Origin of the sequence: Gemmobacter denitrificans, from assembly GCF_036964905.1 — a bacterium.
Classification (GTDB): Bacteria; Pseudomonadota; Alphaproteobacteria; order Rhodobacterales; family Rhodobacteraceae; genus Gemmobacter; species Gemmobacter denitrificans.
Map to the genome: position 1 here is coordinate 32,923 of NZ_JBALHR010000005.1, position 12,869 is coordinate 45,791.

Annotated in this window: 12 protein-coding genes; 4 read left to right on the forward strand and 8 right to left on the reverse strand. The window is 64.9% G+C overall.

Annotated elements, in window-relative coordinates:
• Positions 1-26 precede the first annotated feature (26 nt).
• The 6 genes from V6590_RS10290 to V6590_RS10315 form a co-directional block, all read right to left on the reverse strand.
• Entirely contained in the window at positions 27-1,484 is a 1,458-nt protein-coding gene (locus V6590_RS10290; protein WP_335422590.1) for a S8 family serine peptidase, read from the reverse strand.
• Positions 1,481-2,065, reverse strand: coding sequence for an anti-sigma factor family protein (locus V6590_RS10295; protein ID WP_335422592.1), 585 nt, complete (start codon positions 2,063-2,065; stop codon positions 1,481-1,483). The genes V6590_RS10290 and V6590_RS10295 overlap by 4 nt, the downstream gene beginning before the upstream one ends.
• On the reverse strand, positions 2,062-2,619 hold the full coding sequence (locus V6590_RS10300; protein ID WP_335422594.1) for an RNA polymerase sigma factor: 558 nt from the start codon (positions 2,617-2,619) through the stop codon (positions 2,062-2,064). The genes V6590_RS10295 and V6590_RS10300 overlap by 4 nt, the downstream gene beginning before the upstream one ends.
• Positions 2,616-4,523, reverse strand: a complete 1,908-nt coding sequence (locus tag V6590_RS10305; RefSeq protein ID WP_335422595.1) for a hypothetical protein — start codon at positions 4,521-4,523, stop codon at positions 2,616-2,618. The genes V6590_RS10300 and V6590_RS10305 overlap by 4 nt, the downstream gene beginning before the upstream one ends.
• A gap of 569 nt (positions 4,524-5,092) precedes the next feature.
• Positions 5,093-7,078: an oxidoreductase gene (locus tag V6590_RS10310; protein ID WP_335422597.1), complete on the reverse strand. Its 1,986-nt coding sequence runs from the start codon at positions 7,076-7,078 to the stop codon at positions 5,093-5,095.
• 102 nt (positions 7,079-7,180) lie between these two features.
• Entirely contained in the window at positions 7,181-7,828 is a 648-nt protein-coding gene (locus tag V6590_RS10315) for a TetR/AcrR family transcriptional regulator (RefSeq protein ID WP_335422599.1), read from the reverse strand.
• Between the two features lie 164 nt (positions 7,829-7,992).
• On the opposite strand from V6590_RS10315, the gene V6590_RS10320 reads away from it, so the two are divergent.
• The 4 genes from V6590_RS10320 (at position 7,993) to modC (ending at position 10,985) form a co-directional block, all read left to right on the forward strand.
• Complete coding sequence (locus V6590_RS10320; protein ID WP_335422601.1) at positions 7,993-8,358, forward strand: winged helix-turn-helix domain-containing protein; 366 nt, start codon at positions 7,993-7,995, stop codon at positions 8,356-8,358.
• Positions 8,359-8,420: 62 nt separating this feature from the next.
• Complete coding sequence (modA, locus tag V6590_RS10325) at positions 8,421-9,173, forward strand: molybdate ABC transporter substrate-binding protein (protein ID WP_335422603.1); 753 nt, start codon at positions 8,421-8,423, stop codon at positions 9,171-9,173.
• Between the two features lie 28 nt (positions 9,174-9,201).
• Positions 9,202-9,900, forward strand: coding sequence for a molybdate ABC transporter permease subunit (modB, locus tag V6590_RS10330; protein WP_335422605.1), 699 nt, complete (start codon positions 9,202-9,204; stop codon positions 9,898-9,900).
• Positions 9,897-10,985 carry a molybdenum ABC transporter ATP-binding protein gene (gene modC, locus V6590_RS10335; RefSeq protein WP_335422606.1) on the forward strand — a complete coding sequence of 363 codons (1,089 nt, stop codon included), beginning with the start codon at positions 9,897-9,899 and terminating at the stop codon, positions 10,983-10,985. The genes modB and modC overlap by 4 nt, the downstream gene beginning before the upstream one ends.
• Positions 10,986-10,999: 14 nt before the next feature.
• Here the strand turns inward: modC and V6590_RS10340 are convergent, their stop codons facing one another.
• Positions 11,000-12,118: a Gfo/Idh/MocA family protein gene (locus V6590_RS10340; RefSeq protein ID WP_434063248.1), complete on the reverse strand. Its 1,119-nt coding sequence runs from the start codon at positions 12,116-12,118 to the stop codon at positions 11,000-11,002.
• An 8-nt stretch (positions 12,119-12,126) separates the two neighbouring features.
• A complete protein-coding gene (locus V6590_RS10345) occupies positions 12,127-12,828 on the reverse strand; it encodes a GntR family transcriptional regulator (RefSeq protein WP_335422611.1) in 702 nt (233 codons plus the stop codon).
• Positions 12,829-12,869: the final 41 nt, after the last annotated feature.

The window sequence follows — 12,869 nt, forward strand, 5'->3', positions numbered from 1 at the left end:
GTTCGCTCCGCCATCCGCAATATAGATCAGCAGCCCCCCGGCAACCGGATCAGACCCCAGCCGAACTGGCTGTCCTGACCGGCGGGGCCAAGGTCCTCGGCACCGGCGCGCAGGGCCGCAATCACGCCATCCCGCCCCGAAGCCCCACGCGCCATGGCTTGCGCGGCAATTGCCGTCGCGATGGCCGTGGCATAGGACGTGCCGCTGCGATAGGCCGTGCCCTGCCCCTTTGGCACCAGCAAATCAACCCCGGGCGCCGCAAAGGCGACTTCGGGGCCGGTATTGGCCTTGCGATACAGTTTGCGGTCAGCGTCCACCGCCGTCACTCCGATGACCCTTGGATCAGACGCCGGATAGGCCACACCCGGCTTGCCGCCATTCCCCGCCGCGGCCAGCATCACGATCCCGGCAGCATCGGCAATGCGGATGATTTCGGCCAGCGTATCATTTTCGGGCCCGGCAATCGACATGTTGATGATCCGCACCCGTGACTGGATCAACCAATCCAGCGCCGAGGCGATGTTTTCCAGCCGCGCCACCTCGCGCCCGCCTGCCCGCGCAAAGGCCACCACCGAATAAAGCTGCGCGCCGGGCGCGATGCCGGGCGGCAGATCACCGCCGCCGGGGGCTGCAATCAATGCGGCAATCCCTGTGGCGTGATCGGGCGACCCCTGCCGTTCCTCGGTCTGCAGCACCGAAGTCGAACGGATCGGCACCCCGGCCAGCGCCGGTTGCCCCGGATCGACCGGTCCGTCGATCAACCCGATGCGGATGCTCGATCCCAGACGGCAGGGCGCAACCGGGTTCTGCCCCACCATCTGCGGCGCCCATGCCGTCGGGCCGGCTGCGGCCCGGTACACAGCGTGCCGCCCGCTGGACACTTTGATGTCCCGCCGACCAAGGGCTGACCGCAGCTGGCCCAGCGTCATCTGCCCGTTCAGATCGACCGCCAGCATCGACAGGCGCAGGCCCGGCAGGCTTTTGCGGCGCAGGATGGTGGCCCCTTCGGCCTGCAACAAGGCCTCGGCCTTGCCCGCCTGATCGGCAGAGCCTGCCAGCAGATATTCCGGTGCCCCCGAGGGTGCAGCCACATCATTGGCCGTTGCGCGTTCCAGCGGCACCCGGCGCTTGCGCGCCAGCGCATCTGCCCCGGCGCCGGGCTTGCCGTCATTCTGGCAGATCACCCGCACGGCCAAAGTCTTGGGCTTGCCATTGCGGCCATGTTGGCGAATGCGGATTTCGGTTCCCCAGGGCAGGCCCACCAAAGGCAACCGCAGCCTGACGCGGCTGGCAGTCACCGCCAAGGGTTCCAGCCTGATGGAAACGCCGCCATGATCCAGCGTGATCTGCGGCCCTTCGCCCGCCGGAAAGCCGCGCGAGGGCACGTCGATGATATCGCCCGGTCGCACGCAATCGGCGGCCTGCGCAAGCCCGGCAGTCAGGGCAAGCAGCAGCGCCAGAATGATGCGGCGTGCAGCATTCATTCCGGATCGTCCACGCTTTCGACCAGATCAACCGCCATGCGCAAGCTTTCAGCCAATGCAAAGCCATCCACCCCTTCGGGCACTGCCAGCCGATACAACCCGATGGCCGAAGGCCCATCCACCAGCGTCACCCCATTCGCGCGCAACAGTTCGGTGATCTGCGCCATGGTCGCACCCGGCACGAAGGCCACCGTCAACTGCGGCAGCCCCGCCTCGCCCGAGGCCTGTTCGTAAACCACCTCTTCGGCCCCCGGCTGCGCCAGATAGCCTCCTGTCGCGCCCAGCCCCGCTGCAAGTACAAGGCTGGCCGCAATCTGCCAGCGCATGCTGCGCGGGGCAGGCGTATCGATCCGGCCAATATCGCGCATCAGCCGGGCAAGGCCCAGTTCCACCGCAGTCTGCGGGACCGGTTCAGCCTGCATCGCATCGCGCAGCGCAGCGAGCGCCCGCGCCTCATCGGCCAATGCCGGATCACGGGCCAGCCAATCCTGCACCGCCCGAAGCTCGGCCCCGGTCAGGGTTCCATTGGCAAGAAAGGGCAGCAGGGCCGCAATCTCGTCACGGGTCATGTCCTGGGTCATTGGCCCGGCCTCCGCCCCAGTTGCGACAGACAATGCAGCATCAGCTTCTTGGCATGAAAGACGCGGGTTTTCACGGTGCCTTCCGGCACCGCCATCACCTCGGCAATCTCGCGGTAGCCCAGATCTTCGTAGAAGGCCAATTGCAGCGCGCTGCGGTGATCGGGTTTCAGAGTGGACAGACAGTGCCGCACGCGTGCCTGATCTTCTGCCGCCGCGATGCAGGTCAGCGCATCGGGGCTGTCATCTTCCGTCTCGGTAAGATCGTCGGTCACATCGACCCTGCGCGCTGCCCTGTACACATCCATCACCTTTCGCCAGGCAATGCCGAAAATCCATGTCCGGGCCGCAGATCGACCTTCGAACCGGTGGGCATTGCGCCATACATCCAGAAACACGTCATGAACTATGTCGGCGCTTTGGTGCGGATCGTTCAATCTTGAGTGGACAAAGCGGTAAAGTGGTTGCTCCATCAGGCGGTATAGCTGTGCGATCGCCGCCCGGTCACCCCCGGCCACGCGGATCAGCAGGTCTTCCAGGCGCGTCGCGTCGGTCATGGCCCACCGATGGCAAAATCGCGGCGCAGCGTCAATGCAAAGACCCAGCCCTTGCCGGGGGCCAGCTCCAGCGCCTCGGCCCCGCGCCCCCAATCGGCGCGCAGCAGCAGACTGGTGTCAGGCGTCAGCTTGCGGCCCAGTTCCAGCCCGAAATAGGCACCATCCTCCTGTTCCGGGTCTTCATGCCGCAGGGCACCCGCTTCCACCAGCATCGACCACAGATCAGGCACCAGATCAAAACCATAGGCCATTTCGACCCGCTGGCTGTGATAGCGGTTCTGCGGGGTCTTCACCTGCCCCAGTTCGGCCGCCAGCGTCAGGGTGGTGCTGTCATCGGGCGTATAGGCGAACAGCCCCTCCAGCCGATGCCGGGTTTCATCGGGGCGCCCGGTCAGATCATCCAGCCGGTCCTGGGTATAGGCCAGCGACCAGCCGTAATCGGGCTGCACCTTGTCCGCCCCGAAGGACAGGCTGTGCAGCCGGAAATCCTGCGCCGAAGCTGCACCGTCGGGGGTGTGGCGGCGGACCTGCTCATCCTGCGTCAGACTGGCATAAAACGTCATGCCATTCTGCCAGCCGCCCGTAAAATCATCGGGTTGATAGAACAGGTCAAAGCCAAGATCGCGATATTCCTCGGTCGGGATGCGCGGACGGTCATCGAGATTGTCGCGCAACCGGTGGCCACTCAGCTGCCATTGCCAGACCGACGACGTGTAGCGCAGCACCGCGCCGCCGCCCTGCACATCCGACAGAAGACCGGGGTTCAGCGGGCTTTGAAACGCGCGATCCACCCGCGCGCCTTCGAATGTCAGGCTCAGGCTGGTGTCGTCCCCTTCGGGCAATAGGCCAAAGGTCATCTCGGCCGAAAGGGCCGTCCCTTGCCGCAAGGCTGCACCATCGCGGCGGGTGGAGGTTTCGGCATAGCCGATCTCGTAATCCGACGGGCCAATGGCCAGCGGCCCCGACAGACGCAGCCCCCAGCCCTGCACATCGCCCGGGCGCAGCCGCAGGCTGCCAAGGTCCGCCCGCCCCGAAAAGGCGGTGATGTCCAGCCGTTGGCTGCTGCCAGCAAAGGGAAAGACATGCCCCGCAACGCCGCGCACCAGATCATCCTGATCGGACAGCCCGGCAAGGTTGGCCTGCCCCGATCCGGTGTCGGGCTGCACGGCAAACACCATCACGTCATCGCGCCCCTCAACGCCCGCAAGCCGGAAAGACAGGCCCCGGCGCTGGCCCTGATCGTTCAGCAAGGTCTCTGCCGGCAATTCCTGCGTGCCCAACCGCAGGATCAGATCGCGCCCGGCCAGCCGCCCATGATGTTCCAGATACCAGTCTGTCACCTCTGTGGAACTGGCGCGCGTCTCGGGATCGCGGCTTTGCAGAAAGCCCAGACTGCCCTGCCAGCGCCCGCCTCCGGCGGTAAATCCCAGACGACCCGATCCGTTCAGCCGGGTTTCATCGCCCGCCGGGCCTGTCGCCCATCCGGCTTCAAGGCTGCCAGTCAGGCTGACATCGGCACCGCCAGAGGCCGTGGCAAAGCGCCAGCGTCCCAATTCGGTGTCCCCTTCCGCCGCGCGGCGATACAGCACCAGCACATGCTCGCCCCCCGGAACCCCGTCCGGCAACGTAACCACCAGATCGCGCCCGACCCAGACCAGCCCGACATCCGACGTCTGACCGTCGATTTCGGCCCTGATCCTTGTGGTGGGCAAGAACGCATCAAGCCGCAGCCGCAGGGGGCCGTCAGGGCCATCAGGCTCTACCCGGGTCTGCGCGGCAAGCAGGCCCGGCACCAGCAACACAAGCCCCGCAAGGGCCGTCGCGATGATGTCCTGCCGCAAACCCAAAGCGCGACCCTCCAACAAACCGGTCTGCCACAGGAAGAGCAGACCCAACCTTGCCATAGCATGTCCGGATAGCGGGGCGCCACCTGTGGCCGATGGTTCTGAAAAATTGTGAAGAATTCTTTGAACCCCCTGCTGGGATGGCGCGACTGACAGGTGTAAGTGGTGCGTGTGTTTTGGTGGGTGTGAAGACAGGCGTTTGGGCGCCTGATACCAGTGCGGCGCTGTTGGCGCGTCTGGCAGGGCGTGCCGTGGGTGCAAGCCTCAGATGCGCCCTGCCCTTCGGGTGAAGTGTCACGAGTATCCGGTTGTCTGCCCCGAAGGCATGGGGTTCGGCTCGGTCGGCAATGTCCGGTCAGGCTGAACCCCGTGCAAGACCGGGCGTTGAAGAACGGGCCCTGTCACAAGACCTGCCCGATCAGAGGTCCAAGCCCCCCGGACCTTTGTTTGTATGTGCATGCCGCGCAGGCCGGGCGCGGGATGATGGTGGCGCCTCTGGGGGTGCCGTACCTGTTTCGGCCTACACCGCCGGGCACCCAGCCCGGCAGTGGCACTTTCCTCCCTTGTGCGCAGCGGATTCCCTCTTGCGCGCGTGCAAGGGGGGAAAATCCTGCCACTTTTCCCCCCTTCTACAGGTCAAGCGCAATCCGCCGCCCTTCGTGAAAGGCATAGGCGGCCAGACGTGGCGCGGCACAATCGCCGATCCGGTGCAAAACCTTGCCGGGCAGCGTCTCGGGAAAGGGATCGAAAGCCATGTTCGTGGTCGCCATCACCAGGGCAGATGCGGCAAGAGTGGTCTCCTCCCCGGTCAGCAGGCTTCGGATCGTGGCGCCATTGCCGTGCCAGCGGGCGATCACGTGTTCGGTATGAAAAACCGCACCCGCCCGGGCCAGCCGCGCCCGCAACGGGCCATCGGCCGAGGTGCGGGTGATTTCCCGCCCGACATAGGGGTCGGGGGTAACCAGAATGACCTTGCGTCCCTGTTCGGCCAGCGCCATCGCCGTGCCGCCCCCGCGCCAGTTGCCGCCTTCATCATAGACAATGACCGTATCACCCAACCGCGCCTCGCGCCGCATGACCTCTTCGGCAGACCAGACATTGCCAAGGTCGATCCCCGGCAGGCGCGGTTCGGCTGGCAACCACCGCTGACGGCCATCGGGATCGGGCAGCGAGCCGGTGGCCAGAATGATCTGGCGGGCAGGATGGGCGGCCAGATCATCCTCTTCCAGAAAGCTGTTCAGCCGCAGGTTCACGCCCAGCCGGGTGAACTGGCGTTCGTACCAGTCCAGCAGATCAAGGATCTGCGCCCGACGCGGTTGCAGCCCGGCCAGCCGGAACTGGCCCCCGATCTGTGGCATGGCCTCGGCGATTTCAACCCGGTGGCCGCGTTCTGCGGCGGCGCGGGCCGCCTCCAGCCCTGCCGGGCCTGCCCCGACCACCAGAACATCCTGCGGCTCCGCCGCCGGACTGAACCGGTCGCCGCCCCATTCGAACTCGCGCCCGGCACTGGGATTGATCAGGCAGGAAATCCAGTAGTCGCGCGACCGCCGCCCCCAGCACATCTGGTTGCAGCTGATGCAGCCGCGCACGTCATCGGCCCGGCCTGCGGCCGTCTTGTTCGCCAGATGCGGATCGGCAATCTGCCCCCGCACGATGGAGACCAGATCGGCCTGTCCGCTGGCGATGACGCTTTCGGCATTGTCGGGCGTGCGGATATGCGCCTCGGAGGTGATGACCGCGTGTTTGACCAGGCCCTTGAAGATCTCCGTCGCCGGGGCTGTGAGCTTTTCGGCAAAAAGGAAGGTCGGCATCAGGCGCTCGAAATCCAGATAGCCGCCATGGCCCACCGTCACATAATCCACATGCCCTGTGGCATCATGCAGGGCAATGATCTCGCCCAAAGCCTCGACCGACAGCGTGACGGAATGGGCGTCTGAGACAGACACCGCCAGCCCGATGATGAAATCATCGCCGCACGCGCGGCGGATGCCTTCGATGATGGTGCGGGAAAACCGGGTACGGTTTTCCAGGCTGCCACCCCATTGATCGTCGCGCGTGTTGGACCAGGGCGTCCAGAACTGATCCAGCAGCGAATGATAGGCGGCCCAGACTTCAACCCCCTGAAAGCCGGCCCTTCGGGCACGGACAGCGGCGGCGATATGGGCGGCAATCAGCTCTTCGATTTCCGCCTGTGTCATGCGGTGCGAGCCATCGCTGTCATGATAGCTGGCCGCACCCGAAGGCGACCAATGCGGCTGAAAGCTCAGGTCACTGTCGCCATGCGCGCCCACATGGTACAGTTGCTGGACAATCACGCTGCCCGCCGCCTTCACATCTTCGGTGATGCGCTGGAAGGGCTGGATGATCGCATCGCTTTCATGGCGGAAATTGCCCCGCGTCAGCACCCCGGTCCGATGCACCGGCACCGGTTCGCAGACGATCATCGCCGCCCCGCCCAAGGCCCGTTCCAACAGGTAGCCATGGGTGCGCGGGCCGGGCAGGCCCAGGTCGGACATGTTGTTGGTATGGGCCCCAAAGACAATGCGATTGCGCAATGTATGTCCGCGCAATTGCAACGGCTGCATCAGGCGCGGGTGGCGAACGGTGGCGGTCATGCTGCCTTCCCCAAAAGCGGCCGGCGCAGGCTGCAGCCGGCAGATGTTGGCACGGTGGCGCTTTCGCCGATCCTTGTCCAGATGGGGCGATTTCGCTGCCTGTCAGACCTGATCCGGCGCTGCGGGCACGAAATCGTGCTGGGCGTGAAAGCGGGCGATCTCACGCGGTGCGGGGGCAACGCCGGTATAGATCTGCACATATGATGGGATACGCGCCATGCGCAGCGCCAAAGATTCGGACACTTGCATGGAGATATAGCCGATCTGGGTCAGATAGACCGTGCGCGCCCGCGTTTCGGCATCGACCCCTTCATGCCCCCACCGCCCGAACATCTGCGTTAGGGCGTCCAGCCGCACCACATCTTCATGATGCAGCCGTTCCATGATCTGCGGATCGCTTTGCGCCCAGGACCGGATGGCGAATTCCAGCCCGCTGTCAAACGCCTTGTCGCCCAGAAAGCAGCCGATCACATTCAGCATCGCCTCGGTTTCCGACTCGGCAAAGGCCTTGCAGGCGGCGATCAGCCCATGGCTGGTGCGGGCAGCCCAGCGATCTGCCAGCGCAGTCAGCAGGGCCTGACGATCTTCGAAATGCCAATAGAAGCTGGTCCGGGCAATCTTGAGCCGTTTGGACAGGGCCTGAATCGACAGGCTGTCCACGCCGGAACTGACCAGCAGCGCATGGGCCGCCTCCAGCCAGACTTCGCGCGAGCCGCGCCAACCGGATTGGGGAAGGTTGTCCTGTGTCATGGCCAGATGTCTAAGGTCAAACCGCCCCGGATAACAGGGGTTTCTGGCTCAGGGACCATTACGGCGCGCAGGCACCGGTCAGGCTTGCGGGTTTGTGCTGGACCCGACATTTTCATTCGGTCCACTGCCAAATCTTGGCAGCCATCCATTCGAAAGGCCGACTGATGACAACCCTTCGCCTGCGTATCCTGTTCGATGGCGCCATGATCGGGCCGGGCAAGGCCGAACTTCTGTCCCGCATCCGCGATACAGGCTCTATCGCGGCGGCAGGCCGACAGATGGACATGAGCTACAAGCGCGCCTGGATGCTTGTCGAAGAGATGAACAGAGCTTTCGCCAACCCGCTTGTGATCAGCACGCGGGGCGGGCCCGGTGGAGGCGGGGCGATGGTGACTGAAACCGGCACCAGAGTTCTGACGCTGTATCATGCGGTCATCAGCACCGCTCAGACTGCAGCGGCGGCCGAACTTTCTGCTCTGGAAGCTTTGCTACGACCTTCGGGCGAGATGGATATTTCTGACGGAAAATAACGCTTGCAGGAATGTGGCGACTTGATTGATATGTTTTCAGGAACATATTGCCGGGAGAAATCATGTATCGCCGCCTGACCCTTGCATGCGCTGCTGCCGTGACTCTTGCCAGCCCAAGCTTAGCCGACGAAGTGGTGGTGTTTGCAGCCGCTTCGATGAAAACCGCGCTCGATGCGGTGGCGGCCGATTTTGAGGCGGCCACGGGCCATAGCGTCACCATCAGCTATGCCGGATCGAACGCGCTGGCCAAGCAGATCATCGCCGGTGCCCCTGCAGATATCTTCATCTCGGCCGCGGTGAACTGGATGGATGAGGTCGAGAAGGCCGGGCTGGTGAATCAGCGCCGCGATCTTCTGGGCAACAGGCTGGTGCTGGTGGCCCATGGCACGGGGGCGGCCCCGGTTCAGATCGGGCCGGGTTTCGATCTGGCAGGTCTGCTGGGCGATGGCATCCTGTCGATGGCCATGGTCGATGCGGTGCCCGCCGGGCAATATGGCAAGGCGGCGCTGGAACATCTTGGCGTCTGGCCAAAGGTAGAGGCTTCCGTCGCCCAGTCAGAAAACGTGCGCGCGGCGCTGAACCTGGTCGCGGCGGGCGAGGCCCCCTATGGCATCGTCTATGCCACCGATGCGGCAGCCGGGGATAATGTCACGGTCGTCGGCACCTTCCCCCCGGACAGCCATCCAGCGATCATCTATCCTGCCGCCCTGCTGACCGGTGCCACCGATGAGGCCGACAGGGCCTTTTTCAGGGCCTTGTCGGGTGACGCGGCAGATGCAAGGTTCAGCGAACAGGGCTTTGTGATCCTGAACTGATGCCATTGCACCACCTGACAGAGGCAGAATGACCGACTGGCTGACCCCGGATGAATGGCGTGCCGTGGCCTTGTCGCTGCGCGTCTCGTTCTGGGCGACATTGGCCAGCCTGCCCTTGGGCCTGCTGGTCGCCTATGCGCTGGCGCGGTGGAATTTCTGGGGCAAACAGTTGCTCAATGGTCTGGTGCATCTGCCGCTGATCCTGCCACCGGTGGTGACCGGCTATCTGCTGCTCGTCACCTTTGGCAGGCGGGGTGCGGTCGGGCAAGTGCTGGATCACTGGTTCGGCATCGTGCTGGCCTTTCGCTGGACAGGGGCGGCGCTGGCGGCGGCGGTCATGGCCTTTCCGCTGATGGTGCGCGCCATGCGCCTTGCGATCGAGGCGGTGGACCCCCGGCTGGAACAGGCGGCCTCGACTTTGGGCGCATCGCGGCCCATGGTCTTTCTGACCGTCACCCTGCCCTTGATCCTGCCCGGCATCATCGCGGGCACCATCCTGGCCTTTGCCAAGGCGATGGGCGAATTCGGCGCGACCATCACCTTTGTCTCCAACATCCCCGGCCAGACCGAGACCCTGCCCTCGGCCATCTATGCGCTGCTGCAGGTGCCGGGGGGCGAAGGCCCGGCATCCCGGCTGGTCTGGGTGGCGATCCTGATCGCCATGGCCGCGCTGCTGGTCTCGGAATGGGTGGCGCGGGGTGTTGCGCGCAGGGTTTCGGGCCAATGACGCTGGACATCACCCTGAAGCACCGATTTGGCGATTTCGCGCTGGATGTCGCCTTTCGCGCCCCTGCGGGCGTTACGGCACTGTTTGGCCCTTCGGGGTCAGGCAAGACCACGGTGATCCATGCGGTCGCGGGCCTGATCCGCCCCGATCAGGGCCGGATCAGCGTCGGCGGTGTGGCAGTTCTGGATACTGCGGCTGGCCATGCCCTGCCACCACATCGCCGCCGCATCGGCTATGTGTTTCAGGATGCCCGGCTGTTCCCGCATCTGACCGTGCGGCAGAACCTGCTTTATGGCCGCTGGTTCGCCCCGAAGGGCAGCGGGCCCGGTCTTGACCGTATCGTGGAGATGCTGGGCATCGGCCCTTTGCTGGCCCGCCGCCCCGGCGCATTGTCAGGTGGCGAAAGGCAGCGGGTGGCGATCGGCCGGGCCATCCTGTCCAACCCCCGCCTTCTGGCGCTGGATGAGCCGCTGGCCGCGCTGGACGATCCCCGCAAGGCCGAAATTCTGCCCTATCTGGAACGGCTGCGCGATGACCTTGGCCTGCCCATGCTTTATGTCAGCCACGCGATGACCGAAGTTGCCCGACTGGCCGATACCGTGGTGTTGATGGCTGCGGGCCGGGTAACCGCTGCCGGGCCTGCTGCCGAAATCCTGTCCGATCCGGCGATTGCGCCCGGTCTTGGCCTGCGCGAGGCGGGCGCGATCCTGACAGCGCGGGTGGTGGAACATTCGGCAGACGGGCTGACCTTGCTGGACAGTGCCGCAGGCCCGCTCTGGCTGCCCCGCGTGGCCGCAGCCCCCGGGGCACGCCTGCGCATCCGCGTTCTGGCGCAGGATGTGATGCTGGCGACCGAACGTCCCGCCGGGATTTCGGCGCTTAACATCCTGCCCGCGATCCTGCGCGATATCCGCATCGGCGATGGCCCCGGCGCGATGGTGCGGCTGGAAGCGGGGGGCGAGGTGCTGCTCGCCCGTATCACCCGCCGTTCGGCAAACGCATTGGTGCTGGAACCCGGCAAGCCGGTCTTTGCGATCCTGAAAGCCGTGTCCGTGGCACAGGAAAATGTCGGCGCCGGAGAGTGACGCCGACCAGACGGCTAGTGCCGGGGCACAAGCGCCGACAGGGCGTCACCTGCCACGGCCTGCCCGGTGCTGGCCGAAATCTGCGCCGCCTTGCCCATTGCCACCGCCCACCAGCCATCATCGAGACTGACCTGCGGCTGACCGCCCCCGGCCACCACATCGGCAAAATAACGGTGCTGGTAGAAGGTCGATCCATTGTGATCGCCTGCCGCCAGCAATGCGGGATCGACCGGCACGTCCAGCACCCGTGGCCCTGCCGGGTTGCGCGGGCTGACCACCACCTGCGGCACGGGGGCAGGCCCCAGATGCGCGGGCCAGAACCGGCCCGGGCCGGGTACCAGACATTCGATCTTGCCCACCGGCCCCACCGCCGAGATTTCTTCCTGATAGCGCGCGCCTTCGGCAAACATGCACAGTTCCAGCAGGGCGCGCAGCCCGTTTTCGAAATCGACAATCACATAGGCATTGTCCCAGATGTCGGATTTCTGGCCATCATAGACCTCGTCCAGATGGTTCACCGCCTGCCCGCCCGACGCCATGATCCGAACCGGATTGCACCCGGCGATCAGGCGCATCAGATCAAAGAAGTGGCAGCATTTTTCCACCAGCGTGCCACCGGTATTGCGGTTGAACCGGTTCCAGTCGCCGACCTTTTCCAGAAAGGGAAACCGGTGTTCGCGGATGGTCAGCATCTTGATCCCGCCGGTCGCGGCCCCGGCCTCGCGGATCAGATGCGCCACGGGAGGCATGTAGCGATATTCCATCGCCACCCAGATCGGCGCGGGATAGGTCGCGCGCAGTGCTGCCAGCCGGGCCACATCGGCCTCGTCGGTGAACAGCGGCTTTTCCACCAGAACCGGCAGCGGGCGGATGGCGGCGATCTGTTCCAACTGCTCCAGATGCCGATGATTGGGCGAGGCGATGAGCAGGCAGTTCACCGTCTCGATCGCCAGCACCTCGGCCAGCGAGTCAACCAGCCGGGCCTGCGGGGCCAAGGCCGCGGCGCGGGCCTGCATCTCTGCATCGGGTTCAAAGATCGCCACCACCTCGGCATCGGGCAGCAATGCAATGTTACGCAGGTGTTCCTGCCCCATCATGCCACATCCGATGATGCCGTAACGTACCGGTTTCATTGTCATGCCTATTTCAAGCGCGCCACATAGCGCACGGTTACGGGGTCATACCAGGTCCAGGAGGCTTCGGCCGACCGGCCATTCTGGTCCTGGCTGATGCGGGTGATCAGGGGCAGATCCTTGCCCGGCGGATGGGGAAATTTCTCCGGGGCCCAATCGGGCAGCGGGCCCATGCCGATGCTGTCTTCGGCCCGGGCGATCCACAGGCCCAGCCGCTGCCGGTAGAACAGATAAAGCGATTCCGACAGATCCCCTATGGCGATCTGCGCGGCATGGCTGGCATCCAGCCAGATTTCCTCGACCGCCGCGACCTGCCCGGACAAAAAGCGCAGGCGCCGGATTCGATGGCCCATGTCCGATGACCCGAACTTTGGCAGGCGCGGGTCTTTGGGCAGAAGGTCCACCGACAGCACCTGCGCCGTCGGCAGCCCGCCGCCCGTGGCCAGTTCGATGCGCAACAGGGCATAGACCGAAGCCGGATCGGCCTTGGCGCGGATGTAATTGCCCGACCCCTGCACCCGATCCAGCATGCCCTTGGCGGTCAGGTCTTTCAGCGCCTGCCGCAGCGTGCCCACGGCAATGCCCAACTGCGCCGCCATATCCCGTTCGGGCGGCAGTTTTTCCCCGTCGATCAAGCGCCCTGCTGCGATGTCGCGGATCAGCAATTCGCTGATCTGCATGTAAAGCGGCAATGACCCCGGCGTTGCCATCCTGGCCCGACCCCGAAAAATTGATACAGTATTGATCTACA